The following is a 25,742-nucleotide window of genomic DNA, read 5'->3' on the forward strand; positions in this document are numbered from 1 at the left end:
ACGACTGCAACACGGCGAGCACGTTCGCCGTAGGGCTCACCGGCTCGCGCGCGAGCTGTGTGTCGACGCGCGGGGCGTTCGACATGGTGGGCAATCTGTACGAGTGGGTGGCGGACTGGGTGCCGCGCTCGACGTCGTGCGGGACATGGAGCGCTGGTGTCAGTCCGACGGGTGACGATCAATGCTTGGCGGGAGCGGCTACCACGGGAGAACCCGGTGCGCTGCTGCGCGGCGGCTTCTTCGTCTACGGTTCCGATGCCGGTCCGCTCTCGGTGCTCGGCCTCGAGCCGTCCTTTGCGAGCAGCGCCATCGGCTTCCGTTGCGCCCGCTAGTCACGATTTACGTGGGAATTTTGGCCTTTGCTTCATGGCGTCGCGCGGCTGGGCGGGCGGCCTTGCGCCCGTCCGTCCGTGTGGCGCCGCTGTCGTGAGTGCCTGAGCCGCGAGCGTGAGCGAACGAGCGCCTCGTTCGTTGACGCACGCGGCTCCGCTCGGAACGTACGCGAGGTGACGCCATGCCGGCACGCAGCACCGATCTCATTCCGGTGGTGCAGAAGTCCTACGATCTCTGCGCCGGTCTGTACGCGCAGGTGCACCGGTTCCCGCGCGTCGAGCGCGGGCTCCTCGGGCGCGTCATCCTCGAAGACGCGCTCCAGATGCTGGTGGCGCTGACGGTGGCGAACCGGCGGAGCGACAAGGCGGAGACCCTCCGCGAGGCGAGCGGACGGCTCGATGCGCTCCGCATCACGCTTCGCCTCGGCAAGCGCCTCGGCTTCGTGTCGAACGGTGGGTACGAGGAGCTTTCGAAGGATGCGACCGAGGTCGGCCGCATGCTCGGAGGCTGGCTCAAGTACGAAACGCGTGAGGCGGGCGCGCCGGAAGCTCCGCCGGCCGCCATCGTGCCGCCGCCAACGAGGAAGCGGCGGACGGGCGGGCTCCGCTACACGATGCGCAGCCCCACGATCGAGCGCTACCTCCGTCTCAAGCTCGATCATCCTCGCGCCATCGTCTTCGTCATCGTCGGCGCCTTCTGCCAGAGCTTCTTCGAGGATGCCGTCGAGTGCGGGCGGCTCCTGCGCATCGCGGTCCGCGACCTCGCGGCCGAGTCGGAGTCGGAGAAGATCCTCACGTGCGGAATCCCCAGGGTGCACCTCGAGCGCTACGTCACCGCGCTCGCCCAGGCCGGACGCGAGGTGTATGTCGAATAGAGCAGAGGACCGTATACGAATCGCGTTTCTCTCATGACGGGCGGTGGCTACACGGCGGGCATGTCGAAGTTGGACGTGGCCAAGGAGCGCATCGCGTACGCGAAGCTGTGGCTCGGTATCATGATCGTCACGGACATCAGCCTGATGGCGTGGCTCGTTCGCAATATTCGTTCCGCTGATTGGAAAATCATCGTCGCCGATGTCCTGGCGATGGTCGGTGTGTCGTGGGGCTGCTATTTCCTTGATGGGCACATCAGATTCGCGATCGCGAGCTTGGAGGAGCTGTAGGTTTGGAGGAGCTGTAGGTATGGAGACCTTCGTCGCCGTAGTGATCGTCGTGTGGGCAGCGTTCATCACGTATCTCGCCGTCGGTGCCGCGCGCAGCCTCAAGTAGGACCGCCGGCGCGTTGCGAAACCGTCACATGCGACATTCGATAGGGGCCAGGGCCACACCGGTGCGCTGCTGCGCGGCGGCAACTTCAACAACGGTACCAATGCCGGTCCGCTCACGGTCAATGGCAACAACGAGCCGTCCAATGCGAACAACAACATCGGCTTCCGTTGCGCCCGCTAGTTGTCCCCTCCGGGCCGACGCTGCCCGGCGGCCTGCTCGCATCGTCTTCACGGAGACGGTGCTCGTGCCAATGGGATGACAGGGCTCCCGTCCCTGGCGTGGCTCCCTCGCGGGGCACGCTCAATAGCGCAGCGAGGCGGGTCGGGCCAGTAGGCGATCGACCGCCGGGCCCGCTGCCTTTCGAGGTGCGACGTGCAGCGTGAGAAGGATCTCTTTCCGACGGTCGTCGACTTCGGCAACTTGTGTCGCGCGTTCGTCGGGGCCAGCCACGGCAAGCGCGAACGGCGCGAGGTGCGGGAGTTCGAGTAGCATCTCGAACCCCGGCTGTGGGAGATCCGTGACGCGTTGGTGCGTGGGGCATATGCGTGGGGTCCGTTTCATCGCTTCTGGGTGAGCGATCCGAAACGGCGGGAGATCCGTGCCGCGCCATTCCGCGACCGTGTCGTACATCACGCGCTCTTCAACGTGCTGGACCCGATCTTCCGGCACAGCTTCATCGCCGACAGCTACGCCTGCATCGCGGGCCGCGGGACCCACGGCGCGGTCGAGCGCTACCAGGCCTTCGTGCGCGCCCGGGCCGGGCGGGGGTATCGCGTGCAGGTCGACGTCCGGCGCTACTTCGCGAGCGTCGACCACGCGGTGCTCCTCGAGCGGCTGCGCCGCCGGATCGCGGACACGCGTCTCCTGGCCGTGCTCGAAGCGTTGATCGCCCACGGCGCCGACGAGCCCGGTCGCGGCATGCCGATCGGGAGCCTCACGAGCCAGCTCTTCGCCAACGTCTACCTCGACGCGCTCGACCACTTCGTGAAGGAGGAGTTGCGAGTGCGGCACTACCTCCGCTACATGGACGACGTTCTGCTGCTCGCCGATGATCGCCGGGAAGCCCGGGATCGGCTCCGAGCGGTGCGAGCATTCCTCACGGAGGTGCTCCGTCTCGAGCTGAATCCACGGCGCGTGATCGTGGCGCCGATCGGTGAACCGAGCGACCTGCTGGGCTATGTCCACTACCCGGGTGGCCGCGTCCGGGTGCGGCGGCGGAGCGTCCGGCGGTTGTGGCGGCGTCTCCCCGCACTCGAGCGGCGTGGCCGCACGGGAGATCGATGCCGCGAGCGCTCGGGCGTCCGTCGCCAGTTGGTTCGGTCTCGCCAAGCATGGCGATGTCTTCCGCCTCTCGCGGCGCATCTTCACGCAGCGCGACGTCGCGAACGCCGGCAAGCGCTTGCTGGTGCGATCGCTGGAGCGTTCCGATCGCGCGCGAACAGATTGAGTCCGTCGAGGCTCTGCACTACGGGTGCAGTGCAATGGCAAGACGAGCTGAAGCTCGAGTGACCTTCCGACTTTCTCGCGCCTTGGTGCAGAAGGTGGATCGGGTGGCGCGCGCGTCTGGCAGGCGGCGCTCCGACGTGCTGCGCGACGCCACCTCGGCGTACGTCGAGGTCGTGGTTTCGGGCAGCGCGGATGCGCCGGCCGAGCGGGTGCGTGCCCTCATCGGATCCGTGCACACCGGCACCCCCGGCCTCGCGGACCGCCACAGCGAGTATGTGAAGCGTATCCTGCGCCGTGGGCGTTGAGCTGCTTCTGGATACGGGCCCGCTGGTCGCGTTGCTCGACGCGGACCAGCCTCAGCATACGGCCTGCGCCGAGCTCTTTCGTGGCTGGCGTGGCCCCATGCTCACGACGGATGCGGTGCTCACGGAGGCGACGCATCTTCTGAGCGCGGACTCGCGCGGGCCGGCCCGCTGTGTCGAGTTCGTCGTCAAGGGTGGTGCGAGCGTCGTGCATGGGGGCGCGCGTCGCTTCGAGCGTGTGCTCATGCTCCTCCGCAAGTATGCCGACGGTCCGATGGACTACGCCGATGCGACCCTGGTCGCTCTGGCGGAAGAGCTCCGAACCGAGCACATCTTCACCCTCGGCCGGCGCGGCTTCGACACGTTTCGCTGGGCGGGCAGAAGACCTTTTCGCATTCACCCGTGAGGGTCCGGACCGCGATCCTCGACACGACGATGCCTTCCGCGAGCGCGGACGAGTCGACGTGTCGAACGGCCGTGCCGCGGGGCTGTTGTTCCGGGGTAGGCTTCGTGGTTTTCATGGGCACGTGCCGACGATTCGCATCACGCCGCGCGCCGCCGAGGTCGTCGCGCGCGTGCGCGCCGCGCGCGCGGGGGCACTGACCTTCACCATCGACGGCGGGTGCTGCGAGGGCACGGCGCCGCATCTCTTCGAGGACGCCGTGCTCGCGGGCGTCGAGCCGGTCGGCGAGGTCGCGGGCGTGCCCGTCTACCTCCAGGCGGCGATGGTACGGCCCTTCGCCGACGCCGACGTCACGATCGACGTCGTCGACGAGCCGACGTCGGACGCGATGTCGCTCGAGACCGAGTACGGCCTCCGCTTCGTGCTGCGCGAGGGCGCGCGCGCCTGCTCCGTCTGACGGTCGTACCGACGGCTCACGAGGCGGTCGCGGGCCGGTGATACGTCCGGAAGGTCAGGCTGCCGCGGGCGGGCGCGTGGTCGAGATGGAGGCCGCCCGGCGGGGCGTCGCCGGGCCCGGCGACGGAGGTCCAGAGCGTCGGGCCGGTCGCGGCGCCGCCGTCCGATTCGACCCAGAAATACAGCTCGCGGCCGGCGCTGTTCTCGATCGGCGCGAAGGTCGCCGCGACCCAGGCGCCGTCGGCGAGCGCGGCCGCGTCGACGACGGCCGCGCGGAGCGGCGTCCGCGCGTGCGGCGACTCGGCGAGCCGGACGTGGAGTCGGTGCGGGTGGCGGCGTCCGTCGGTGCCGACGCGGACGTCGACGCGGCAAAGGCCTTCGGCGCTCGCCCGAAAGGCTTGACCGAAGGTCCGCCCGCCCGTCACGAAGCCCGACGGCGTGTCGCTGGTCTCGACCGCGGTCCCGGGTTCGAGATCGTCCGGCGCGAGATCGCATCGGCCGACCTCCGCGAAGGCGGCGGGCGTGGGTGCGGTTGCCCCCGCCGTCGGCGGCCGGCGCGCGGCGAGCTCCCGCGCGCGCGCGAGCGCGTCGACGAGCGCGTCGACGAGCGCGTCGGCGAGCGCGGCCGGCGTGGCGTGGAGGAAGACGTCGTCGCGGGCGCGGTTGCCGAGGCGGCGGCCGAGCGCCGGGTCGTCGACGAGCGCCAGGAGCCGCTGCTCCCAGTCGGCGGGCGTGCTGGCGAGAAAGCCGTTCTCGCCGTGGCGGATCGCCCGGCGATACGCGGACGTCGGGCTCGCGACGGTCGGCAGCCCGAGCGCTCCAGCCTCGAGGTACTTCACCTCGCTCTTGGCGTCGCTGAAGGCGTCGGTGCGGAGCGGTGCGAGCTGGACGTCGGCGGCGGCGAGCGCGGCAAGGCTTTCGGGCCAGGGCAGGAGCGGGAGGCAGTCGATCCGTCCGGCGAACGGGATCAGGGCGGGATGCCCGCCGAGATGCCCGCCGAGGCGGAGGCGCGCGTGTGGTCGCGCCCCGAGGACCCGCGCCAGGGCGGGCGCGACCAGCGCGAAGTCGAGCTCGTGCATGGTCGTGCCGCTCTGGTAGGCGAGCACGACCTCGCCGGTGGCGGCGCGGGCGGGCGCCGCCGCCCGCCCGCGCGCGAGGCGCTCCACGATCGCGAGCGCGCCGAGCCCGAGGCCGTTCCGCGCGACGAAGCCCGGGACGCCGAGGCGGGCGGCGGCCTCGGCGAGCGGCTCCGTCGCGCCGAGGAAGACGTCGCAGGCGCCGAGCGCCACCGCGTAGCGGGCGGTCGCGCCGAGCCACCAGGCGCGCTGGTCCGCGGGGAGCAGCGCGAGCGCGTCGTGCGGGGTCGCCGCCGCGTCGAAGAGGAGATCGTCGCACGAGTAGACGAGCGGCTTTCCGCAGGCGCGCGCCCATCCGAGGCAGGCCTCGAGCCACGGGCTCATCGGCACGCGGTACACGACGACGACGCCCGCGGCGGCGATCGCCGCCGGCGCGTCGGGATCGCTCCACCAGAGGGCGCGGCTCGCGATGCCGCGCGCGGCGAGCGCGTCGCGGAGGTGCGTCACGCGGTAGCGGTAGGGAGCGCCGTCGCAGCCGGCGAGGAAGAGCACCGGCGCGAGCGGGCTCGGCCCCGTCACCGCCGCGCGCGCCGGCGTGGCGGCGGGTGCGTCCGCGCCGGCGCGGCCGGGCCGCACCTCGGCGTAGACGCGCTCGAGCGCGTCGATCTGCGCGTCGAGCGCGAGCACCGTGGTCGCGCCCGCGCCGGCCGCGAGCGCCTCGGCGAGCCCCGGCTCGAGGACGAACCGCCGCAGGCAGGTCGCGAGGTCGTCGGGATCGCCGGTCGCGAAGACGAGCCCGTTGCGCTCGGGGCGCACGATCTCGAGCGGCCCGCCGCAGTCGCTCGCGATCACCGGCACGCCGGCGGCCAGCGCCTCGCGGGTCACGAGCGAGAACGACTCGCGCATGAGCGACGGCACGACCAGGCAGTCGAGGGCGGCGAGCGCGGCCGGAAGCTCGGCCGGCGCGAAGGCGGGCGCGACGACGATCCGGTCGTCGATCGTGAGCGGGACGGGGAGGGCGTGGCCGACGCGGTCGACGAGCGTCCGCCCGAGGCCGCGTCGTCGCACCGTGCCGCTCGTATGGAGCACGACCTCGAAGCCGCCGCAGGCGGTCCGGTCGACGGCCGCGAGTAGCGTCGGGAGGCCCTTCATGCGGTGATCGGGGCCGCCGAACCACCCGAAGCGGACGGGGCCGGGACGCCGCGCGGGCCGCGGGCCGCCGGGCGCGACGCCGTTCGGGACGACGCGGACGCGCGCCGCCGGCACGCCGTTCGCGATCGCCGCGTCGGCGAGGAAGCGCGACGGCGTGAGGATGCGATCGGCGGCGGCGAGGCACCGCTCGAGATGGGCGCGCCGTCCGACGAAATCGAATCCGGGCGCGCAGCCGCAGCGCTCCGAGGCGACGCGCTCGGGACAGACGTAGCCGGTGTCGTCGACGAGGAAGAGGCGCGGGCACCACCACCACCAGTCGTGCATCGTCACGACGACCGGCACGCCGTGCGCGCGCGCCGTCGTGACGAGGTCGGCGCCGAGCGCCTGGATGCTGTGGAAGTGGACGACGTCGGGCCGCGCGCGGGCGAGGAAGCGCGCGAAGACGGGGGCCACCTCGGGGTGATGGTAGGCGCGTTCGCCGAGCGCGTCGTAGCCGGCCGCCGCGTTCACGCCGGTCACCGCGATCCCGTCGACGTCCCAGCGGCTCTCCGCGTAGGGCGGCGCGTCGCCGTGCGGGCGCCCGCAGAAGACCTCGACTGCGTGCCCGCGCGCGCGGAGGGCGCGAGCCGTCGCGGCGCACGCGAGCGTCGCGCCCCCGACGAAATCCGGCAGGAAGAGGGTGATGACCTGGGCTATGCGCATGGCGCGCGACCTTCCGTCACCAAAACCGGTGGGTTATAGCTCCACCTCTTCATGCCGCGGCTCTGGTCATACATGATTCGTTACCGGGGCCGCTACGCGCTCGGACTCGCGTGCCTGCTCGCGACCGGGACGCTGGCGATGACGGTGCCGTATCTCCTGAAGCGCGCCGTCGACACGATCGCGGCGGGTGGGTCGGCGGGCGCCGTCGGATGGCTCGCCCTCGCGATCGTCGCGGTCGCGCTCGCGCAGGGCGCCGTCCGCACCTGCTCGCGCTTCCTCATCTTCAACGTCGGCCGCGACATCGAGTACGACCTACGGAACGACCTGTTCGCGCACCTCGAGCGGCTGCCGCTCGCGTACTACCAGACGCAGCAGACCGGCGACTTGATGTCGCGGCTCGTGAACGACATCACCGCGGTGCGCCTGCTGCTCGGCGTCGGTTTCCTGAACCTCGTCAATACGCCAATCTACTACTTCTACGCCGTGACCATCATGGCCTCGATGGACTGGCGGCTGACGCTCGCGTCGCTCGTACCGTACCCGCTCGTGCTGGTGATCGTGAAGCGCACGAGCCGGCAGCTCATGGAGCGCACGCTCAAGACCCAGGAGGGGCTCGCCGCCATGAGCAGTCGGGTGCAGGAGAACCTCTCCGGCATCCACGTCGTGCAGGCCTACGTGCGGGAACAGGCGGAGATCGACGCGTTCGCCCGACTGAACGTCGACTTCTCGGCGCAGAACATGGCGCTCGCGAAGGTGCGCGGGCTTCTCATGCCGGTCATGCGCGGCGTGAGCACGCTCACGACGCTCGTCGTGCTCTGGTACGGCGGCAGCCGGGTGATTGCGGGGCACCTGAGCCTCGGCGATCTCGTCGCCTTCATCGGGTATCTGCACATCCTCGCGTGGCCGACCATGGCGCTCGGCTGGATGCTTTCGATCCTGCAGCGCGGCCGCGCGGCGCTCCAGCGTCTCGAGGTCATCTTCCAGGCCGCGCCCGCGATCGACGATCGGCTGGCGGCGCCGCTCCCCCGACCGCTCACCGGCGCCCTCGCGCTCCGGCACGTCGACTTCGCGTACGAGGCGCGAGCGAACGGCCGGCGCGTGCTCGCCGGCGTCGACGTGGAGCTGCCGGCGGGCGCGACGCTCGCGGTGGTCGGCCGCACCGGCAGCGGGAAGACGAGCCTCGTCCAGCTCCTGCCGCGCCTCTTCGACGCGGCGGAGGGGCGCGTCGAGATCGACGGCCACGACGTCCGGACGATCCCGCTCGCGACCCTGCGGCGTGCGATCGGCTACGTGCCGCAGGATCCCTTCCTCTTCTCCCGGAGCATCCGCGACAACATCCGATTCGGCGTGCCGGAGGCCGACGACGCGGCCGTGCGACGCGTGGCCGAGATCGCCGCGCTCGACCGGGACATCGCCGAACTGCCGCGCGGCTACGACACCGTCGTCGGGGAGCGCGGCATCACGCTCTCGGGCGGGCAGAAGCAGCGGGCGACGCTGGCGCGCGCGCTCCTCGTCGACCCGACCATCCTGATCCTCGACGATGCGCTCTCGAGCGTCGACACCGAGACCGAGCGGCGCATCCTCGCGCGGCTCCGCGGCGTGATGCGCGAGCGCACGAGCATCATCATCGCCCATCGCATCTCGACGGTCATGGACGCGGACATGATCCTCGTCCTCGAGGACGGACGGGTAGTCGAGGTCGGCGATCACGCCGCGCTCCTCGCGCGCGACGGCGTCTACGCCGATCTCTTCCGGCGCCAGCGCCTCGCCGAGGAGCTGGAGGCGCTGTGACGGGCGACGCGCGCCGTTCGGGACGCGTCACGCCGCTGCGGCCGCGGCGCACCGCCGCAGGGGAGAGCCTCGCGCGCGCGCTCGACCCGCACGGCGAGGAGGCGCTCGGCAAGGCCTACGACGCCCGGCTGATCCGCCGGCTCTGGACGTTCATCCGCCCCTATCGCCACACCTTCTGGCTCTCCGTCGTCTGCCTGCCGCTGAACGCGGCCTGCATGCTGGCCCAGCCCTACATCCTGAAGCTCGCGATCGACCGTCACGTCACCGCCGGCGACGCGCGGGGGCTCGGGCGCATGGGCCTCGTCTACATCGCCGCGATCGTCGGCGAGTGCGCGTTCTTCTACGCGCAGTACTACCTCACCATGCTGGTGGCGCAGCGCAGCCTGGCCGATCTGCGCGTGCAGGTGTTCGCCCACGTGCAGCGCCTGCCGATGAGCTACTTCGACCGCAATCCCATCGGCCGCCTGGTCACGCGCCTGACCTCGGACGTCGACGTGTTGAACGAGATGTTCGCCGCCGGCGCCATGACCATCTTCATGGACGTGCTCACGATGGTCGGGATCGTCGCCATCATGGTGAGCATCGACGCGCACCTGGCGCTGGCTTCGTTGGCGTTCATGCCGGTGCTCGCGATCGGGATCAATTTCTTCCGCCGCGCGGCGCGCCGGACGTACCGGCAGATCCGGGAGCGCATCGCCCGCCTGAACGCGTACCTGCAGGAGGCGCTTTCCGGAATGATGATCATCCAGCTCTTCGCGCGCGAGCGGCGCTGCTTCGAGGAGTTTGACGCGCTGAACGACGACCACCGCGAGGCGAACCACTGGTCGAACATCTACGAGGCCGCGCTCTTCTCGATGGTGGAAGCGCTCGCCGGCATCTCGGGCGCGCTCATGGTGTGGTGGGCGGCGGGCGACATCCTCGCCGGCGCGCTCGCGTTCGGGACGCTCGTGGCGTTTCTCGAGTACATGCAGCGCTTCTTCATCCCGATCCGCGAGTTCAGCACCAAGTACGCCGTCATGCAGTCGGCGATGGCGTCGGCCGAGCGCGTCTTCCAGCTCCTCGACACGCCGCCCGAGATCGTCGCGCCGGCGCGGCCGCACGCGCCCGCGCGCGTGCGCGGGGCGATCGAGTTCAACCACGTTTGGTTCGCCTACAAGGGCGAGGACTGGGTGCTGCGGGACGTGAGCCTCGCCGTGAACGCTGGCGAGAAGATCGCGATCGTGGGCGCGACCGGATCCGGCAAGACGAGCCTCATCAAGCTGCTCTCGCGCTTCTATGAGGTGAGCCGGGGCGCGATCCGCGTCGATGGCGTCGACGTGCGAGAGTGGGACCTGGCGTCGCTGCGACGACGCATCGGGGTGGTGCTGCAGGACGTGTTCCTCTTCAGCGGCGATGTTGCCGGCAACATCTCGCTCGGCCGGCCCGAGATCGGCGAGGCCGCGATCGAGGAGGTGGCCCGGCGCGTGAACGCCTGGGAGTTCATCGAGAAGCTGCCCGGCGGATTGCACGAGAAGCTCCGCGAGCGCGGGTCGAATCTGTCGACGGGGCAACGCCAGCTGCTCGCGTTCGCGCGGGCGCTTGCCTACGACCCGGCGATCCTGGTGCTCGACGAGGCGACCTCGAGCGTCGACACCGAGACCGAGATGCTGATCCAGGACGCGCTGACGACTCTCATGCGCGATCGCACGGCGCTCGTGATCGCCCACCGGCTCTCGACGATCGAGCACTCCGACCGCATCGTCGTGCTGCACCACGGCGTCGTCCGCGAGGTGGGCACGCACCTCGAGCTGATGGCGGCGCGCGGGATCTATCACCGACTCTACGAGCTGCAGTACGTGCTCGCCGACGATGCGGGGGCGGGCCAGGCGGCGAGCTGACGCGATGCGCCCACTCGCGCTCGCGGCGACGGTGACGGTGCTCGTGTGGGCCGGGCGCGGCGGGGAGCGCGCGCTGGGGCAGGGGGCGGAGGCGGCGCCGGCCGCGACGGTCTCGCCGGCACCCGACGACCGGGTCCGGGAGCGGGCGCGCATGGTCGAGGAGCAGATCGCGGCGCGCGGGGTCGCCGACCCCGCGGTCCTGGCGGCGATGCGGCGGGTGCCGCGGCACGAGTTCGTGCCGGCGCGCTGGCGCGCCGAGGCGTACGGTGACCATCCGCTGCCGATCGGGGAAGGGCAGACGATCAGCCAGCCGTACATCGTGGCGCTCATGACGGAGCTCGCCGCCGTGCGACCGGGGGCGCGTGTCCTCGAGATCGGCACCGGCTCCGGGTACCAGGCGGCTGTGCTGACGACGCTCGGAGCGGACGTCTACACGATCGAGATCGTGGCGCCGCTGGCGAAGAGCGCCGCCACGACGTTGGCGCGGCTCGGGTACCGATCGATCCACGCGCGGCACGGCGACGGCTACCGCGGTTGGCCCGAGGCCGCGCCCTTCGCGGCGATCGTGGTCACGGCGGCCCCGCCGAGCGTGCCGCCCGCGCTGCTGGCGCAGCTGGCGCCGGGCGGCCGCCTGGTCATCCCGGTCGGCGCCGCGGACCAGGAGCTGCAGGTCCACGAGAAGGCCGCCGACGGCCGCGTGAAGGTGCGGAGCGTAACGCCGGTGCGCTTCGTGCCGATGACGGGCGGCGACCGCTGAGCGGCCGAGCCGCCGGGCACGCCAGGGAGCTGCCGTCATCGAGCGAGCGCGGTGGCCGTGGGCAGGATCCGAGCCCTCTCGCCGTCGCCCGTTCGATTCGCTAGGAATCGCCGTTCCGCGTGCGCTTCGGCATCCACACGACCCGCTCCGTGTCGCCCGTCGTTCGCGCGCGCGCCGTGCTCCTTGCGTTCGCGCTGGCGGTGGGGCTCGCGGGATGCTCGCCGACCTACGTGCTCCGGGCGGGCTACGAGGAGGCGAAGATCCTCTGGCGGCGCGAGCCGATCGCGGGGGTGCTGGCGCGGCCGGACCTCGCGCCGGAGGTCCGGCGGAAGCTCGAGATCGTGCTCGCGGCGCGGGGCTATGCCGAGGCGATGGGCCTTCGCGTCGGGGGCAGCTTCACCACGCTCTCGTACGTCGACGGCCCCACCATGCTGTATGTGCTCACGGCGACGCCGCGGACGTCGCTCGAGCCGCACACCTGGTGGTTCCCGATCGTCGGCCGGGTGCCCTACAAGGGCTTCTTCGATCGCGCGCTCGCCGAGGCCGAGGCGAAGAACCTCGTCGCCAAGGGACTCGACACGAGCATCCGCGGCGCGGCGGCGTTCAGCACGCTCGGCTGGTTCGACGATCCGCTGCTGCGGCATCAACTTGCCGCCGACGACGTGGCGCTCGTGAACCTCGTGCTGCACGAGACCTATCACAACACGTTCTACGCCACGGGCGCGCACGCGACCGCCTTCAACGAGTCGCTCGCGACCTTCGTCGGCCACCGCGCCGCGATCGACTTCTTCGCGGCCCGTCCGGGCGGCGCGGCGCTCGTCGCCGAGGCGCGCAACGCGTGGGAGGACGAGCGCACCTTCGCGACCTTCGTGCAGACGCTCGGTCGCCGCCTGCGCGAGCTCTACGCGACCGCGAGCGAGGCGGTGGCGGTCGAAGAGCGGGAAGTCCTCTTCCGCGAGGCGCAGGCGGCGTTTCCGACGCTGCCGTTCCATGCCCGGCGTTTCGAGAAGTTCGACGACGCGCAGTTGAACAACGCCGTCCTGCTGCAATCGCTCCTCTACACGACCGACCTCGACCTCTTCGAGACCGTCGCAGCTCGGCTCGGCGGCGTGCGTCCGGCGCTCGATCTCATCGAGGCGGCGGCGCGGCGCGAGCCCGAAGACCCCTTCGGAGCCGTGCGCCGTGCCGTCGGGGTCACGGCTCCGTGATGCGAATGACGCCGCCGACCTCCGCGACGTCGTCCTGCCCGACGGCGGCGGGACGGGCGGCGGTCGCGCGCGGTCTTGACTTGGCGGCGGCCTTGGCCGACTCAACCGGCGACATTTCCGCGGGAGGTGCGAGCATGGCGATCTCGAAGGCGGTACTCATCACGGGATGCTCGACCGGCATCGGGCGGGCGACGGCGCTCCGGCTGGCCAGGGCGGGGCACACCGTCTACGCGAGCGCCCGCAAGCTCGACGCGATCCAGGATCTCGCCGCCGCGGGCTGCACGCTCCTGGCGCTCGATGTCTGCGACGAGGCCTCGATTCGCGCCGCCGTCGCCCGCGTGGAGGCCGAGCAGGGCGCCGTCGGCGTGCTCGTGAACAACGCCGGCTACGGCTCGGAGGGGCCGATCGAGGAAGTGCCGATGAGCGAGGTGCGCCGGCAGTTCGAGACCAATGTTTTCGGGCTCGTCCAGCTCACCAAGCTCGCGCTTCCCGGCATGCGCCGGCAGCGCTGGGGAAAGGTCGTGAATCTGAGCTCGATGGGCGGGCGTCTGACGCTCCCGGGCGGCGGCTTCTACCACGCCACCAAGTACGCGGTGGAGGCGATCAGCGACGCGCTCCGCTTCGAGGTGCGGGGCTTCGGCATCGACGTGGTGATCATCGAACCCGGACCCATCAAGACCGAATTCGGCGACACCGCGATCGCGCGCGTCGCCGCGCTCGGCGGTCCGGCGTCGCCCTACCGGGAGTTCCTGAACGTCCTGCAACGGCAGATCCACGACGCCTACGAGGGCCCGATGGGTCGGCTCGCCGCCGACGCGGATGCGGTCGCGAAGTCGATCGAGGCGGCGATCACCGCCTCGCGCCCGAAGACGCGCTACGTGATCACGGCGGCCGCGCACGTGATGATGGGCCTGCGGCGTTGGCTCGGCGACCGTGGCTGGGACGCCGTCATGCGGACGCAGTTCCCGCAACCCAAGGGCATGTGACGTGAGCGCCGGAGTCCGTCGCTTCGACGACCGCGTCGCCCTCGTCACCGGCGCCGCGAGCGGCATCGGGCGCGCGACCGCGGTGCTGCTCGCGCGCGAGGGCGCCAAGGTCGCGGTCGTCGACCGCGACGCGGACGGCGCCGAAGCGACGACGCGGATCGTCCGCGCTGCCGGAGGCGTCGGCGCGCCGTTCCCGTGCGACGTCGCCAGGAGCGCGGAGGTCGACGCCACGGTCGCCGCGATCGCCGCGGCGTTCGGCCCGGTCGACGTGCTCGTGAACGTCGCCGGCATCGGCGACACCGCCGGGCTCGACGGCGTCGCGGGCGTCGGCGACGAGCGTTGGAACGCGGTCCTCGCGGTGAATCTCAGCGGGCCGTTCTACCTGAGCCGCGCCGTGCTGCCGGCGATGGCGGCGCGCGGGAAGGGCGCGATCGTGAACGTCTCCTCGCTCGCGGGCCGATCGAAGAGCGCCATGGGCGGCTACGCCTATTCGTCGAGCAAGGCGGGACTCCTCGGCCTCACGCGCCACCTCGCCTTCGACTACGGGCCGAAGGGGGTGCGGGTGAACGCGATCTGTCCCGGTGGCGTCGATACGCCGATGCTGCGCGCGGCGAGCGTCGCCGCCGCGCGCTCGGAGGAGGAGCAGGCCGCCCGCGCCGCCCGCATGGCGGCGTATCAGTTCTTCATGCCGATCAAGCGCGTGTCGCAGCCCGAGGAGCAAGCCGCGGCGATCGCGTTCCTCGCGAGCGACGACGCGAGCTACGTGAACGGCGTTTCGCTCGACGTGAACGGCGGCCTGTTCATGGCCTGAGCGGCGGGCGCGGCGTCAGGCGCGGAGGTGGGCGAGGCTCCGGAGCGCCGAGCGCCGGCCGAGCGCCCACGCCGTCGCCGTCAACGCGGTGACCGCTCCGAAGGAGATCGCGATGGCGGCGGTCTCGCCGGTGCCGATCGGCGCGGCGGCGAAGCGCGACCAGAAGAGACGCGAGACGGGCCAGGCCTCGAGGGCGATGACGGCGAAGATGAGGCCGAGGCAGGTGACCATGTAGACGAGGCCGCCGAAGCCGGTCGCGATCTGCGCGGCGTTCTGCGTGTCGACCCGCGGGTAGGCGGCGCCGAAGGCGAGGCCGAGGCTCACGATCGCCGCGATGACCAGCAGCAGGGTCGCCATGAAGACGAGCGTGAGACCGGACGTCACGCCGAGGAGCCGTCCGGTGACGACGATCAGGACCTCCCCGAGGACGGCGAGCGGCAGGAACCCGAGCCAGAACTTCCCCCACCAGATGCTGGTGAGCGGGATCGGCGCGGTGCGAATGGCCCACCACGAGCGACCCTCCAGGCTGATCGCCGGGAACACGAACCGGACGGCGACGGAGGCCGTGACGAAGGCGGCGAGCCCGAGATTCGCGAACGCGACGATCTCGCGCAGCGTGCCGGCGAGCGGACTGCCGTCGTCGATCGGCAGCGCCGAGAAGTTGTAGACGTACACCACGACGAGCGCGAGCAGCAGTAGGAGCTGCGACCATTGGCTCGCGTCGCGGAAGAAGATCGTCGCGTCCTTCACGAAGAGGAGCCCGGTCGTGTGCGGGAGGGGGCGGGCGACGACGTCGAGCCAGCGGCCGAGCATCCGGGCGCTCCGCGGGCGCTCCCGTCCCTCCTGCGCGCGCGACCAGGCCGTGAGCAGTACGCGCTCGACGAAGAGGCCGCACGCGAGGACGAGGACGGCGGCGGTGGAGGCGAGGAGCGCGAGGTGGAAGAGCGGCTCGCGCGGCTCGTCGCCGAGAAACGCGAGCAGGACGTTCGCGGCCCAGGTGGTCGGCAAGTAGGGTGACGCCGGCGCTTCGAAAGCGGCGAGGAACGCGGCGAAGCCGGCGAGCTCGGACGGGCTCGCCAGCCGCTCGGGGCGCGCCAGGCGAAGGGCGAGATAGCCGCCCGCGATGAGCGCGACGCTCAGGACGACCAGCACGTCGCGCATGCGGCGCGCCGGGAAGACGAGGACGAGCACCGTCGTCAGCGCCACGCCGAGCGCCGCCGGGATCACGAGGAAGGGAACGACGGTCGCGAGGGTCGCGACGTAGTAGAGCGGGCCGGCGTGGAAGACGACGCCGTAGGCGAGAAAGACGGGCAGCCCGAAGAGCAGGACCATCCACGACGACGCGACCAGCGTCTCGACGAAGCGCGCCTGGTGGAGGCGTCGGCGCGGGATCGGCGCGACGAGGAGGAAGCGGACGTCGGCCGAGAGGTAGTAGGTGGTGAGGGCGGTCACGACGTTCGAGATCAGCAGGATCGCGAAGAAGCTCACGAACAGCATCACGAGCAGGCGCTGGGTCAGCACCGGCCCGAGCGCCGTGATGGTCTGGAAGAAGCGCAGCGTGTGCGCGAACAGGAAGTAGCAGCCGACCCAGAACGCCGCGGTGAGGACGGCCAACGTCCAGGCGCGGGCCGGGCGCCGACGGAGCGCGTTCCGCGTGGCGAGCACGCGTGGCGCGAGCAGCGTCGCAAGCGGAGCAGCGCCGGCGTCGTTCACGCGCGGCGATCCTCGGTGCCGGTGAGCGAGAGGAACACGGATTCGAGCGAGTCGCTGCGCACGAGGTCGGGGATCTCGCTCGCGTGGGCGCGCAGCTCGGCGAGCGTGCCCTGGGCGATCAGCCGGCCGTGGTCGAGGATGCCGATGCGGTCGCAGAGCTCCTCGGCGACCGGCAGGCTGTGGGTCGAGAGGAAGATCGTCACGCCGCTCGCGGCGAGGCCGCCGAGCAGCTGGCGGAGCGCGAGCGCGCCCTGCGGGTCCATCCCGACCATGGGCTCGTCGAGGACGAGGATGCGCGGGCGGTGTACGAGCGCGGCGGCCAGCGCCAGGCGTTGCTTCATGCCGTGCGAGTACGTCTCGATCAGCTCCTCCGCGCGGTCGACCAGCCCGAACTCCTCGAGCAGGTCGACGCTCCGATGGGCGATCTCCGCGCGGTCGACCCGGTACAGGCCGCCGATGAAGCGCAGGAGCTCCATGGCGGTCAGCTTGTCGTAGAGGAACGGCTGATCGGGCACGTAGCCGAGGAGTGCCTTCGCGGCCTCGGGCTCGCGGGCGAGGTCGTGGCCGCCGAGCACCACCTGACCGCCGCTCGGCTCGAGCAGTCCCACCATCATGCGGATGGTCGTCGTCTTGCCGGCGCCGTTCGGTCCGAGGAAGCCGAAAACCTCCCCGGGCGCGATCTCGAGGTCGAGGTCGTGCACGGCGACGAGTTCACCGTACTGCTTGCGGAGCGTGATGCACTGGATCATTCCGGCGTCTCCTCCACCACCACGAACGCGAGCCGGCCGATCACGTTCATGAGCGTCATCTGCCGTTCGAGTCCGCCTTCGATCAACTTCACGTGCGTGGCGTCGGCGGGCAGCTGATCGAAGACCGCGTCCGCGCTCACCCAGGCGCCGACCCACAATTCGTTCCAGGCGTGATAGTAGAAACCGTCGTTCGCGTACACCGCTCCGGCGACCACGCGCGCGGGGATGCCCGCCGCGCGGGCGAGGGCGGCGAGCAGCACGGCGTGCTCGTTGCAGTCGCCCCGGCGGCTCGCGAGCACCTCGCGCGCGCTCGGGACGGTGACGCTCGGGGTCTTCTCGATCGCCGCGTGGACCCAATGGAGGAGGCGCTCGGCGGCGGTGCGCGCGTCGGCCGCGTCGCCGAGCGCGTCCGCGGCGGCGGCCCGGATCGCGGGATCGTCGGCCTCGACGAAGGGGCCGGCGGCGAGCACCTCGTGTCCGAGGTCGGCGGGGACGTCCCCGAGCCGCGGCCGCGCGTCCGGGAGCGGCTCCCGTGTGATCGTGAGGAGGTCCGCCGCCCAGCGCTGGCGCGGAGGGTCGCTCGGGATCGCGGCGGCGCCCGCGCCTCGCACCCGCAGCGTCAGCCGCATGGCGGACCGCGGATCGGCGATCGCGCCGTCGAGGGGGATGGCGCTGGCGGCGACGAGGTCGAGCGGCGCCGCCTCGTCGGGCGCCGCGAGCGCGGTATCGCGCGGCTCGCGTTCGAGCGTGAATCCGAGCAGGGCCTCCTCGCGGACGACGTTGCCGTCGCCGTCGATCCAGGCGCGCGTCTTCACGCTCTGGTGCTCCTCGGCGAGCCGCAGCGTCTCGACGACGCCCGCCCGGGTGGCGAGCCGTTCGCGCGCCTCGACCATCACGACCATCGGCTCGGCGCGCGCGGTGAGCGGGTTGAAGACCGGAACCCGATAGCGGGCGCCCGGTTCCGGGCGATCGGCGAGGACGCGCGGGCGGAGCGTGCTCGGCAGCGCGATCGGCTCGCTGAGCGGCAGGACGAGGTCCGTCTCCCGGCCTTGCGGTCCATACCGGGCGCGGAGCGTGCGGTCGTCGCTGGTGCCGCTCGCGGTGAAGGTCGCGGCCGGTGTGACCAACGTGTACCCGAAGGTGCGCAGCGCGAAAGCCGGGTCGGTCTCGGCGCGGAGCGTGCTTTCGAGGCTCTGGCGCGTGCCGAGCATCGCGAGCGTGATGCGCGATTCCTCCGTGAAGACGTAGCCGGTGTCGCGGCGCGCGACCGCGCGGTGCGCCCAACCGATCTTGCGTCCGTCCTTGTAGAGGCCGAACCACTCGTCGCGGGCGGCGAGGTCGGTCAAGGGCGGCGGCGTGACGGCGGTCGGATCCGGGGCCGCGTGCTTGCGCACGAGCGTCGCGATCAGTACCACCCACGACGCCACGACGGCGAGGGCGAGCACGCGTCTCATCGAGCGACGGATCCCCGGTCGTACTGGAACTCGGGCGGCGATTCAATTCACCGTCCCCTCCGGGGAAGGCGCCGGCGCGTTGCGCGGGCGGCCGCGTTGCCGGCGCGCGCCGCGCGGGTGTAGGACACCTCGCATGGCGTCCGCCGTCGACCCGAGCGGGTTCCCGATCGTGCGCTGCGCGACCTGCGTCGCCGAAGTGCTCGGGTGGCTCGACCTCGACCGCGACGACCGGACGGTCGTGCGCTGCGTCGTCTGCTCGGCGATCGCCGATGCCGCGGCGGTCCGCTTCGGCGATCTGCACGCGATCGAGGCGCTCGGGTTCGGGTTCGTGCCGCCCGAGGCGGGGTGCGGACGGCCCGACTGCGGCCGTGGCCGCTGCGGCCGCTCCGACGGCTGATCAGGCCAGCCCCAGCTGGCGCCGCGCTTCGTAGAGGACGATCGCGACGGCGTTCGCGAGGTTCAGGCTCCGCACGTTGGGGTTCGCGATTGGGATTGCGTAGAGCTCGGCGGCGAGCTCGTCCCGGATCGCCGCCGGGAGGCCGCGCGTCTCGCACCCGAAGACGAGGACGTCGCCGGGCGCGTACGCGACGCTCGTATATGGCCGGGTCGCGCGCGCCGAGAAGCCGAGGCGGCGCCCCGGGACCGCCGCCGTGAAGGCGGCCCAGTCGGCGTGCCGGCGCACGTCGACCCACGGCCAGTAGTCGAGGCCCGCCCGCTTCAGGTGCTTGTCGTCGATCGAGAAGCCGAGCGTGCCGATCAGGTGGAGCGGAGTGCCGGTCGCGGCGCACAGGCGCGCGATCGAGCCGGTGTTGGGCGGGATCTCGGGCTCGACGAGGGCGACGTGCATGGGGGCCGAATGGGGGGTGGCGTTACTCGCTGTCGTGCGTGGCGGACCGGATCTCGTGGTCGCGTCCGCCGGCGGCGAGCACGAAGCGGCCGTCGCGCTCCGCGATCGCCGGCGCGAGTTGGTAGTACGCGGGCCGCAAGAAGCGGCCACGGTACCGCCCATCCTTCACGCGCGTGTAGAGCACGTTGCCGTCGCCGACGGTGAGGCTCGCGGGGTCGAGCCGCTCCTCGCTGTCGTCGTTCAGACGAATCGTGAAGCCGCGCGCCGCGTCGCCGCCGACGCTCGTCACGACCCAGGGCGTGTCGTGGATCTCGACGAACGCGCGCTCGTCCGCCATCGCGATCTGCCAGCGCCCGTCGTCGGCCTGGCGCAGGCACTTGCTGAAGAGCTTGGCGATGCGCGCGTTGTTGATGGGCTCGTCGTCCGCGTACCAGCGCCCGTCGCCGCGGAAGCTGATCGTACCCGAGGACACCGCCCAGAAGCCGGCTTGCGCCATGGGCGGACGTGTAGCACATCCGGCGCGCCGACCGCAGGAGGCGACGCGAACGACATGACCGCCACGGATGCGGACGTCTCGGGCCATGACTTCGGCTGGGCTTCGGGCCGGCTTGAAGCGCTCCTACTACAGTAGTAGGGTTTGGTATGCCTCGTGGCGCGCCCGCCGTGAAGCTCGCGATCACCGTCGATCCCGATGTCCACGCTCGCGCGGCTCGCGCGGCCCGTCAGGACAAGGTCAGTTTGTCCGCATGGATGACCGAAGCCGCGCGACGGGCCCTGCGGATTCGCGATGGGCTCGGCGCCGTGGCCGAGTGGGAGAGGCAACACGGCCCGCTGACGGAGGAAGAGCTCGTCAGCGCTCGCCGTCGCCTCCTCGGCACGCCGCCGCGGCGACCGACCCGCCGCCGGCGCTCGCGATGAGGCCGGTCGTCTACGACGCGGGACCGCTGATCGCCGCGGAGCGGAACGATCGCCGGGTGTGGGCGGAGCACCGGGTGCGCCTCGAGGTGGGTATCGTGCCCCTCGTGCCGGCGCCGATCGTCGCCCAGGTGAGTCGATCTCCGCGACAGGCGCAGCTCCGGCGGATGTTGCGCGGCTGTGAGGTCGTGCCGCTCGACGAATCCGGCTCCCATCGGGCCGGAGCCCTGATGGGGTCGGCTGGGACCAGCGACCTCGCGGACGCTGCGCTGGTGAGCCTTGCCATGACCCGTGGAGCCGACGTCGTCACCAGCGATCGTGACGACATCGAACGGCTGATGGCGAAGTCGCGCCGCCCGCTACGCATCGTCGACGTCTGACGCGAGCGCCGCGGCCCTGCCGATCGGGATCTGATTTCCTGTGAGCGCTTCGCGATCCGGCCCCGGAGCGGCGGCCCGCCTCGCGCCGCGCGCCGACGTCGGCTATGGTCGCGCGTCGTGTACCCGGTCATCTTCTCGTTCGGCCCGCTCACCGTCTACAGCTTCGGCGTCATGCTGGCGATCGCGTTCCTGGTCTCCGGCAACGTCGTGCAGCGCGAGCTCGCGCGCAAGGGTATGGACCCCGAGCTCGCGTCCTCGTTCGTCGTGTGGGCGGCGGTGGGAGGGCTCGCCGGGTCGCGCGTGCTCTCCTTCGTCGACGACTGGGCGGGATTCGTCCGCGACCCGCTCGCCTTCGTGTTCACCGGGGCCGGCTTCGTCTTCTACGGCGGATTGATCGGAGGCTTCCTCACCGTCTCGACGGTGATCTGGCGCCGCGGCCTCCCGTACTGGCGGGTGACCGACTGCATCGCGCCCGCGCTCGCGATCGGGCAGGCGATCGGCCGCATCGGGTGTCAGCTCGCAGGCGACGGCGACTGGGGCGTGCCGACGACGCTGCCCTGGGGCATGAGCTTCCCGAACGCGATCATCGGCTGGGAGCAATGGACGCGTGAGAACGGCTTGCCGCTCGACGTCCGGGTCCATCCCGCGCCGGTCTACGAGACGATGCTCTACGGCCTCGTGTTCCTCGTGCTGTGGCGGCGGCGCCTGACGCCCCATCCCGACGGCTACATCCTCTGGATGTACTTCTTCCTGAGCGGCGCGGCGCGCTTCCTGGTGGAGATCGTGCGCATCAACCCGCGATTCGCCTTCGGCCTCTCGGAGGCGCAGTTCATCAGCCTCGCGCTGATGGCGATCGGGGCGGTGCAGATCTGGCGCGGCTCCGGCGCGACGATGACGGGGGCGCCGGCGGCGAATCCGTCGGAAGGGCGGCGCGCGTCGTGAGCGCGGAGGCGATCTCGCGGCGCGCGGCGCTCCGCTGGCTCGCGCGCGGCGCCGTCGCGAGCGGCTTCGCGGCGGTCGGCGTCGGCTGCAAGCAGGACGGGGCGCTCGTCGGCCGATCGGCTCCCGAGTTCTCGCTCGCCGACCTCGAGGGCAACGCGGTCCGCCTCGCGAACCTCAAGGGGCGGGTCGTCTTCGTGAACGTGTGGGCGACCTGGTGCGAGCCATGCCGGCAGGAGATGCCGTCGATGCAGGCCCTCTACGCGACGCTCGCCGGACCGGACTTCGAGATGCTGGCGGTCAACAGCGACCAGTCGGAGCGGAGCGTCGTCGAGCGGTTCGTGCAGACGTATCGCCTCACGTTTCCGGTGCTGCCCGATCCCGACCTCCAGGTGGCGAGTCGTTATCGCGTGACCGGCTATCCCGAGACCTTCGTGATCGACCGCAACGGTACGATCGTCGCGCACGAGATCGGGCCGCGGCACTGGGACGCGCCCGACAGCGTGGCCGCCTTTCGCGGCCTGATCGAGCGCGGCCAGTGGGCGGGACTGTAGCGTCTTCAGCGTCGACGGGAGGCCCGCGCCCGCGCGCCGGCCTTCAGCGTGCGCTTCGCCTTCGCGACGTCCGAGACGCGTAGGAACACGGTTGCGGGCCCGTGCCCGGCGGCGCGGCTCGATCCGTACATGTAGTCGATGTTGATGCGGGCGCGGCCGAGGGTGCGGGCGAGGCGCTCGATCGCTCCGGGGCGGTCGGGGAGCTCGACGGCGAGCACGTCGTGAACGATCACGAGCGTCCCCGACTCGCCGATCAGCTGCTGGGCGCCCCGCGGGTCCGACACGATCAGGCGAACGACGGCGTGATCGACGAGGTTCGCGACGCTGATCGCCTCGATGTTGAGGGCGTGCGCGGCGAGGTCGCGGCAGAGCGCCGCCAGAGATCCCGGCTTGTTGTCGATGAAGACCGACAGCTGTTTTTCCACCCGCATCATGCCACCTCCACGCGCGCCGTAGTAGCCACGTGCCCCCGGGGTTGCAAGATCGCGTCCGGAATTGACAGGCCCGCGGACCGTATATAACGAAACTGATTATCACATTCATTCGTGCATCGATGGTCGGCTTCGTGGCGCTCGCGCTCGCGGATGGCTGCACGCCTGCTTCCCCCGATGCGCCCGCACCCGTCGTGACGCCGAGCGCGCGCGCCGCCGTCAACCGCGACCTCGCGGGCGACCTGCTCGGGGCGTTGAAGCTCGTACGGCAGGAGTACCGGAACGCCGTCGCGTCCGGCGGCGGGACCGTCACCGATGCGACCGAATATGCCGAGACCGAGCTCTTCGCCGAGCAGGCGGAGCGGAAGGCCGTCACCTGGCGCGCCGCCGGCGGTCTCGCTGACGTTGCGCAGGCCGACGAGCTCGCGCGCCGGTTGGCCGCGATCCGCGGCGCGGTCGGACGCAAGGCTCCGCACGCGGCGGTGGTCGAGGAGACAACGGCCGTGATCGCGATCGTCCAGCAGGCGATGGCCGGCGCCGTGCCGGAGTCGATTCGCGGGGTGCTCCTCGCGACGGCCCGCGCCGATCAGGCGATCCAGGCGGAGGAGATCGCCGGCGACTACCGCATCGGCCTCGTCTCCGACCGGGCGCAGCCGATCTTCGTGCGGAGCGGCGAGTCGCTCGTGTCCGCCGCCGCGGCGCCGGCCGACGCCGCGTACGTGGCGGTCTTGCTGCGCGAGCGTCGCACCAAGCGCCCGCTCTCGGGGGCCGACGTCGATCTCGTGGTCGAAGGGCAGGGCACGCGCATCGAGGCGCGTCTCGCCGAGCTGTGGGGCGATCTGCACCAGTACGGGGCGAACATCGCGCTCCCCGCGGATGGTGCGGTGACGATCATGGTGCGGGTCGCTCCGCCGGCGTATGCGCGCCACGGCGACACGCTGAATGTTTTCGTCGCGCCGGAGACTGTCACGTTCCGGGGCCATGTCCGCGGCCGGGAGCTCGCCTTCGACGCGAAGGCGGTGATGCCGGTGGACCAGGACTACGGCGTCGGTGACGACATGCTGCAGGCGATCGCCGAGGCGGGCGAGCTCCACGACACCGGCGGCTACCGTGTCGGCTTGATCGTCGAGGGCCCGGAGCCGATCTGGCAATGGAAGGACGGCAAGCCGGTGCTGGAGCCGGTCCCGGCGGACGCCACGAACCACGTCGAGGTGGTGCTGGTCGACCGCGAGAGCGGCCAGCTCGTGCCGCGCGCCGGCATCGACCTCGTCTTCTTGGCGAACGGCAACGAGGTCGGCCGGGCGATCCTGACCCCGCTCCTCTCCGCGTTCTCGCACTACGGACGCACGATCGTCGTGCCGAGGAGCGCGACCTCGGTCCGGATCCACGTGCACCCGCCCGCGATCGGCGCGCTCGGGCGACCGCGGCTGGCGGATCCGGCGGACGTCGAACTGCGGCTGCCGGCGCAACGGAAGGAATCATGACGCCGATCCGGCGTCGTCTCGCGGCCTTGCTCGCGGCTGCCGTGCTCGCGGTCGCGTCGCTTTCGCTCATGGCGACGGCCGCGGCCGCGGCGACGCCGCACGACCTCGCGGCGGCGATTCGCGAGGCCGCCGCGCGCTATCCCGCCGGCGATCCGCACCTCGTGGTCGGCGACGCCTTCCTCCAGTTCGAAACGTCGCCCGCAGACGCCGACCTGAAGGGGCGAAACCCGTCGCGCTATGCGGATCTCGAGGTGCGATGGCTCGGGCTCGTGGCGGCGATGAAGGCCGGCGCGCCCGCCGGCGAGGTGCGCGAGCAGGCGACGGCACTCGCCGCGATGCTCGACGATCTCGGCGGCGACGCGGCGGCGACCGGCAGCCGATCGAGTCTCTTCGTCGACGCCTTCCTGATCATCGTGCGCGAGGGCTTCGAGGCGATCCTCGTCCTTACCGCCCTCGCGGCCTATCTCGTGAAGGTCCGGCAGGGCGACAAGCGCCGGCTCCTCTATGCCGGCGCCGGTCTGGCTCTGGCCGCGAGCGCGGCGCTCGCGGCCGTGGCTCGCTTCGTGATGCCGGTCGGCGGAGACGCCCGCGAGGCGCTCGAGGGGATCACGATGCTCGTCGCGGCGGGCGTGCTTTTCACGGCGTCGTACTGGCTGATCTCGAAGTCGGAGGCGTCCCGCTGGCGGGAGTTCGTACGCACCAAGCTCGAAGGGGCGCTGAGTTCGCGCCGGCGCGGCGCGCTCTTCGCGCTGGCCTTCCTGGTCGTGTTCCGCGAAGGCTTCGAGACCGTGCTCTTCTACGGGGCCCTCCTCGCGCGCGCGCAGGCGGTGACGTCGGCATCGGCGGTGTGGAGCGGCTTCGTCGCGGGCTCGCTGCTGCTCGCGATCGTCGCCGTGCTGCTCTTTCGCTACGGCATCCGCATCCCGATCCGTCCCTTCTTCGCGGTGACCGGCGTCCTCCTCTACGTGCTCGCGTTCAAGTTCGCGGGGGGCGGCGTGCGCGAGCTCCAGGAGGCCGGCTGGATCGGTGTCACGCCGGCGCCCGTCCCGAACGTGGCCTGGCTCCGCGACTGGCTCGCGATCTATCCCTTCGCCGAGCCGCTGCTCGTGCAGGCGGCACTGATCCTCGCGGTCGTCGCCGGCGTGGGGTACGCCGCCCTGACGCGTCCGGGCTCGGAAGCGGCCGCGCCCGAAGCGCTCCGATCGTGAGCCGGCGCGGCGTCGGACTCGTGGTCGCGCTCGGGGCGCTCACGGTCGCCGCCTGGCTCGTCGTGGCGTCGGCGCGCGTCCGCGAGGACGTGCCCGGGGAGTTTGCCGGGAAGCGCAACCCGCTCGGCGGAGCCGTGGCGGTTGCCGCCGGCGCGCGAATCTTCCACGAAAGCTGCGCGAGTTGCCACGGGGACGAGGCGGACGGCCGCGGTCCGGCGGCCGGCGGGCTCGTGCCGCCGCCCGCGAACTTCGCGAGCGGTCCGATCCTCGGCCGCCACAGCGACGCGTACCTGTACTGGCGGATCAGCGCGGGAAAGCCGGGCACCGCGATGCCGTCCTTCCACGGCGTGCTCGGCGAGACCGAGCGCTGGCAGGTGGTCGGCTATCTCCGCAGCCTCGCGGTCTCGGCGCGGCGTTGAGGCGCCATCGAATAGCGCTTCTGTCTTTGCGACGCACCGTCGGTCTTGTATAGTTGCGCGACTTTCCTTCGGAACGGAGCG

Annotated in this window: 29 protein-coding genes; 21 read left to right on the top strand and 8 right to left on the bottom strand. The window is 71.7% G+C overall.

Annotated elements, in window-relative coordinates; all coding sequences use genetic code 11:
* The 7 genes from IT293_16190 to IT293_16220 form a co-directional block, all read left to right on the top strand.
* On the top strand, positions 1 to 332 hold a 332-nt coding region (locus IT293_16190; GenBank protein ID MCC6766200.1), incomplete at its 5' end, for an SUMF1/EgtB/PvdO family nonheme iron enzyme.
* A gap of 182 nt (positions 333 to 514) precedes the next feature.
* On the top strand, positions 515 to 1,207 hold the full coding sequence (locus tag IT293_16195) for a four helix bundle protein (protein MCC6766201.1): 693 nt from the start codon (positions 515 to 517) through the stop codon (positions 1,205 to 1,207).
* Between the two features lie 33 nt (positions 1,208 to 1,240).
* On the top strand, positions 1,241 to 1,495 hold the full coding sequence (locus tag IT293_16200) for a hypothetical protein (protein MCC6766202.1): 255 nt from the start codon (positions 1,241 to 1,243) through the stop codon (positions 1,493 to 1,495).
* 634 nt (positions 1,496 to 2,129) lie between these two features.
* Positions 2,130 to 3,110: a group II intron reverse transcriptase domain-containing protein gene (locus IT293_16205; GenBank protein ID MCC6766203.1), complete on the top strand. Its 981-nt coding sequence runs from the start codon at positions 2,130 to 2,132 to the stop codon at positions 3,108 to 3,110.
* A gap of 20 nt (positions 3,111 to 3,130) precedes the next feature.
* Positions 3,131 to 3,352: a hypothetical protein gene (locus IT293_16210; protein MCC6766204.1), complete on the top strand. Its 222-nt coding sequence runs from the start codon at positions 3,131 to 3,133 to the stop codon at positions 3,350 to 3,352.
* Positions 3,342 to 3,755, top strand: coding sequence for a PIN domain-containing protein (locus IT293_16215; GenBank protein MCC6766205.1), 414 nt, complete (start codon positions 3,342 to 3,344; stop codon positions 3,753 to 3,755). The genes IT293_16210 and IT293_16215 overlap by 11 nt, the downstream gene beginning before the upstream one ends.
* A gap of 121 nt (positions 3,756 to 3,876) precedes the next feature.
* Positions 3,877 to 4,209 carry a DUF779 domain-containing protein gene (locus IT293_16220; GenBank protein ID MCC6766206.1) on the top strand — a complete coding sequence of 111 codons (333 nt, stop codon included), beginning with the start codon at positions 3,877 to 3,879 and terminating at the stop codon, positions 4,207 to 4,209.
* Between the two features lie 16 nt (positions 4,210 to 4,225).
* Here IT293_16220 and IT293_16225 read toward each other — a convergent pair whose 3' ends face one another.
* On the bottom strand, positions 4,226 to 7,138 hold the full coding sequence (locus tag IT293_16225) for a glycosyltransferase (protein MCC6766207.1): 2,913 nt from the start codon (positions 7,136 to 7,138) through the stop codon (positions 4,226 to 4,228).
* Positions 7,139 to 7,210: 72 nt separating this feature from the next.
* On the opposite strand from IT293_16225, the gene IT293_16230 reads away from it, so the two are divergent.
* From IT293_16230 to IT293_16245, 4 genes are all read left to right on the top strand, one after another.
* Complete coding sequence (locus tag IT293_16230) at positions 7,211 to 8,929, top strand: ABC transporter ATP-binding protein (GenBank protein MCC6766208.1); 1,719 nt, start codon at positions 7,211 to 7,213, stop codon at positions 8,927 to 8,929.
* Positions 8,930 to 8,964: 35 nt separating this feature from the next.
* The gene (locus IT293_16235) at positions 8,965 to 10,806 is read left to right on the top strand and encodes an ABC transporter ATP-binding protein (protein ID MCC6766209.1); all 1,842 of its coding nucleotides are present in this window, start codon (positions 8,965 to 8,967) and stop codon (positions 10,804 to 10,806) included.
* A 4-nt stretch (positions 10,807 to 10,810) separates the two neighbouring features.
* Positions 10,811 to 11,563 (top strand): protein-L-isoaspartate(D-aspartate) O-methyltransferase, encoded by a 753-nt coding sequence (locus IT293_16240; GenBank protein ID MCC6766210.1) that lies wholly within the window; start codon positions 10,811 to 10,813, stop codon positions 11,561 to 11,563.
* Positions 11,564 to 11,682: 119 nt separating this feature from the next.
* Positions 11,683 to 12,771, top strand: coding sequence for an aminopeptidase (locus IT293_16245; GenBank protein ID MCC6766211.1), 1,089 nt, complete (start codon positions 11,683 to 11,685; stop codon positions 12,769 to 12,771).
* Here the strand turns inward: IT293_16245 and IT293_16250 are convergent.
* Positions 12,758 to 12,931 carry a hypothetical protein gene (locus IT293_16250; GenBank protein MCC6766212.1) on the bottom strand — a complete coding sequence of 58 codons (174 nt, stop codon included), beginning with the start codon at positions 12,929 to 12,931 and terminating at the stop codon, positions 12,758 to 12,760. The genes IT293_16245 and IT293_16250 overlap by 14 nt on opposite strands.
* Between IT293_16250 and IT293_16255 the strand changes: the two genes are divergently transcribed.
* Both IT293_16255 and IT293_16260 read left to right on the top strand, forming a co-directional pair.
* Complete coding sequence (locus IT293_16255; protein MCC6766213.1) at positions 12,906 to 13,757, top strand: SDR family NAD(P)-dependent oxidoreductase; 852 nt, start codon at positions 12,906 to 12,908, stop codon at positions 13,755 to 13,757. The genes IT293_16250 and IT293_16255 overlap by 26 nt on opposite strands.
* Before the next feature lies 1 nt (position 13,758).
* Positions 13,759 to 14,568 (top strand): SDR family oxidoreductase, encoded by an 810-nt coding sequence (locus IT293_16260; GenBank protein ID MCC6766214.1) that lies wholly within the window; start codon positions 13,759 to 13,761, stop codon positions 14,566 to 14,568.
* A gap of 15 nt (positions 14,569 to 14,583) precedes the next feature.
* On the opposite strand, the gene IT293_16265 is transcribed toward IT293_16260, so the two are convergent.
* From IT293_16265 to IT293_16275, 3 genes are read right to left on the bottom strand one after another with little or no spacing between them, the layout of a single operon-like run.
* The gene (locus tag IT293_16265) at positions 14,584 to 16,281 is read right to left on the bottom strand and encodes a hypothetical protein (protein MCC6766215.1); all 1,698 of its coding nucleotides are present in this window, start codon (positions 16,279 to 16,281) and stop codon (positions 14,584 to 14,586) included.
* Positions 16,278 to 17,030 (bottom strand): ABC transporter ATP-binding protein, encoded by a 753-nt coding sequence (locus tag IT293_16270; protein MCC6766216.1) that lies wholly within the window; start codon positions 17,028 to 17,030, stop codon positions 16,278 to 16,280. Before IT293_16270 ends, IT293_16265 begins: the two co-directional genes overlap by 4 nt.
* A complete protein-coding gene (locus IT293_16275) occupies positions 17,027 to 18,484 on the bottom strand; it encodes a transglutaminase domain-containing protein (GenBank protein ID MCC6766217.1) in 1,458 nt (485 codons plus the stop codon). The genes IT293_16270 and IT293_16275 overlap by 4 nt, the downstream gene beginning before the upstream one ends.
* A gap of 133 nt (positions 18,485 to 18,617) precedes the next feature.
* Between IT293_16275 and IT293_16280 the strand changes: the two genes are divergently transcribed.
* Entirely contained in the window at positions 18,618 to 18,881 is a 264-nt protein-coding gene (locus IT293_16280; GenBank protein MCC6766218.1) for a hypothetical protein, read from the top strand.
* Here the strand turns inward: IT293_16280 and IT293_16285 are convergent, their stop codons facing one another.
* Positions 18,882 to 19,331, bottom strand: a complete 450-nt coding sequence (locus tag IT293_16285) for a tRNA (cytidine(34)-2'-O)-methyltransferase (protein ID MCC6766219.1) — start codon at positions 19,329 to 19,331, stop codon at positions 18,882 to 18,884. It lies immediately after the preceding gene.
* 22 nt (positions 19,332 to 19,353) lie between these two features.
* Complete coding sequence (locus IT293_16290; protein MCC6766220.1) at positions 19,354 to 19,827, bottom strand: DUF1285 domain-containing protein; 474 nt, start codon at positions 19,825 to 19,827, stop codon at positions 19,354 to 19,356.
* A gap of 146 nt (positions 19,828 to 19,973) precedes the next feature.
* Between IT293_16290 and IT293_16295 the strand changes: the two genes are divergently transcribed.
* The 4 genes from IT293_16295 (at position 19,974) to IT293_16310 (ending at position 22,119) form a co-directional block, all read left to right on the top strand.
* Positions 19,974 to 20,249, top strand: coding sequence for a hypothetical protein (locus IT293_16295; GenBank protein ID MCC6766221.1), 276 nt, complete (start codon positions 19,974 to 19,976; stop codon positions 20,247 to 20,249).
* Entirely contained in the window at positions 20,246 to 20,626 is a 381-nt protein-coding gene (locus IT293_16300) for a PIN domain-containing protein (GenBank protein MCC6766222.1), read from the top strand. Before IT293_16295 ends, IT293_16300 begins: the two co-directional genes overlap by 4 nt.
* Positions 20,627 to 20,743: 117 nt before the next feature.
* On the top strand, positions 20,744 to 21,568 hold the full coding sequence (locus IT293_16305; GenBank protein ID MCC6766223.1) for a prolipoprotein diacylglyceryl transferase: 825 nt from the start codon (positions 20,744 to 20,746) through the stop codon (positions 21,566 to 21,568).
* Positions 21,565 to 22,119, top strand: coding sequence for a TlpA family protein disulfide reductase (locus IT293_16310; GenBank protein MCC6766224.1), 555 nt, complete (start codon positions 21,565 to 21,567; stop codon positions 22,117 to 22,119). Before IT293_16305 ends, IT293_16310 begins: the two co-directional genes overlap by 4 nt.
* Positions 22,120 to 22,124: 5 nt before the next feature.
* Here the strand turns inward: IT293_16310 and IT293_16315 are convergent, their stop codons facing one another.
* Positions 22,125 to 22,550, bottom strand: coding sequence for an ACT domain-containing protein (locus IT293_16315; protein ID MCC6766225.1), 426 nt, complete (start codon positions 22,548 to 22,550; stop codon positions 22,125 to 22,127).
* A gap of 122 nt (positions 22,551 to 22,672) precedes the next feature.
* On the opposite strand from IT293_16315, the gene IT293_16320 reads away from it, so the two are divergent.
* From IT293_16320 to IT293_16330, 3 genes are read left to right on the top strand one after another with little or no spacing between them, the layout of a single operon-like run.
* Complete coding sequence (locus tag IT293_16320; GenBank protein MCC6766226.1) at positions 22,673 to 24,034, top strand: hypothetical protein; 1,362 nt, start codon at positions 22,673 to 22,675, stop codon at positions 24,032 to 24,034.
* Positions 24,031 to 25,242 (top strand): FTR1 family iron permease, encoded by a 1,212-nt coding sequence (locus IT293_16325; protein MCC6766227.1) that lies wholly within the window; start codon positions 24,031 to 24,033, stop codon positions 25,240 to 25,242. Before IT293_16320 ends, IT293_16325 begins: the two co-directional genes overlap by 4 nt.
* Complete coding sequence (locus tag IT293_16330) at positions 25,239 to 25,661, top strand: c-type cytochrome (protein MCC6766228.1); 423 nt, start codon at positions 25,239 to 25,241, stop codon at positions 25,659 to 25,661. Before IT293_16325 ends, IT293_16330 begins: the two co-directional genes overlap by 4 nt.
* Positions 25,662 to 25,742 lie beyond the last annotated feature (81 nt).

The sequence above is a fragment of the Deltaproteobacteria bacterium genome (assembly GCA_020848745.1).
Classification (GTDB): domain Bacteria; phylum Desulfobacterota; class Binatia; order UTPRO1; family UTPRO1; genus UTPRO1.

What these genes read in the sequence shown, in the direction of transcription:
- IT293_16195 (MCC6766201.1), top strand. Translation starts at nt 515, where the DNA reads ATGCCGGCACGCAGCACCGATCTCATTCCGGTGGTGCAGAAGTCCTAC.
- IT293_16200 (MCC6766202.1), top strand. Translation starts at nt 1,241, where the DNA reads ATGACGGGCGGTGGCTACACGGCGGGCATGTCGAAGTTGGACGTGGCC.
- IT293_16225 (MCC6766207.1), bottom strand. Translation starts at nt 7,138, where the DNA reads ATGCGCATAGCCCAGGTCATCACCCTCTTCCTGCCGGATTTCGTCGGG.
- IT293_16230 (MCC6766208.1), top strand. Translation starts at nt 7,211, where the DNA reads ATGATTCGTTACCGGGGCCGCTACGCGCTCGGACTCGCGTGCCTGCTC.
- IT293_16240 (MCC6766210.1), top strand. Translation starts at nt 10,811, where the DNA reads ATGCGCCCACTCGCGCTCGCGGCGACGGTGACGGTGCTCGTGTGGGCC.
- IT293_16255 (MCC6766213.1), top strand. Translation starts at nt 12,906, where the DNA reads ATGGCGATCTCGAAGGCGGTACTCATCACGGGATGCTCGACCGGCATC.
- IT293_16250 (MCC6766212.1), bottom strand. Translation starts at nt 12,931, where the DNA reads ATGAGTACCGCCTTCGAGATCGCCATGCTCGCACCTCCCGCGGAAATG.
- IT293_16270 (MCC6766216.1), bottom strand. Translation starts at nt 17,030, where the DNA reads ATGATCCAGTGCATCACGCTCCGCAAGCAGTACGGTGAACTCGTCGCC.
- IT293_16275 (MCC6766217.1), bottom strand. Translation starts at nt 18,484, where the DNA reads ATGAGACGCGTGCTCGCCCTCGCCGTCGTGGCGTCGTGGGTGGTACTG.
- IT293_16280 (MCC6766218.1), top strand. Translation starts at nt 18,618, where the DNA reads ATGGCGTCCGCCGTCGACCCGAGCGGGTTCCCGATCGTGCGCTGCGCG.
- IT293_16285 (MCC6766219.1), bottom strand. Translation starts at nt 19,331, where the DNA reads ATGCACGTCGCCCTCGTCGAGCCCGAGATCCCGCCCAACACCGGCTCG.
- IT293_16290 (MCC6766220.1), bottom strand. Translation starts at nt 19,827, where the DNA reads ATGGCGCAAGCCGGCTTCTGGGCGGTGTCCTCGGGTACGATCAGCTTC.
- IT293_16295 (MCC6766221.1), top strand. Translation starts at nt 19,974, where the DNA reads ATGCCTCGTGGCGCGCCCGCCGTGAAGCTCGCGATCACCGTCGATCCC.
- IT293_16300 (MCC6766222.1), top strand. Translation starts at nt 20,246, where the DNA reads ATGAGGCCGGTCGTCTACGACGCGGGACCGCTGATCGCCGCGGAGCGG.
- IT293_16315 (MCC6766225.1), bottom strand. Translation starts at nt 22,550, where the DNA reads ATGCGGGTGGAAAAACAGCTGTCGGTCTTCATCGACAACAAGCCGGGA.
- IT293_16320 (MCC6766226.1), top strand. Translation starts at nt 22,673, where the DNA reads ATGGTCGGCTTCGTGGCGCTCGCGCTCGCGGATGGCTGCACGCCTGCT.
- IT293_16325 (MCC6766227.1), top strand. Translation starts at nt 24,031, where the DNA reads ATGACGCCGATCCGGCGTCGTCTCGCGGCCTTGCTCGCGGCTGCCGTG.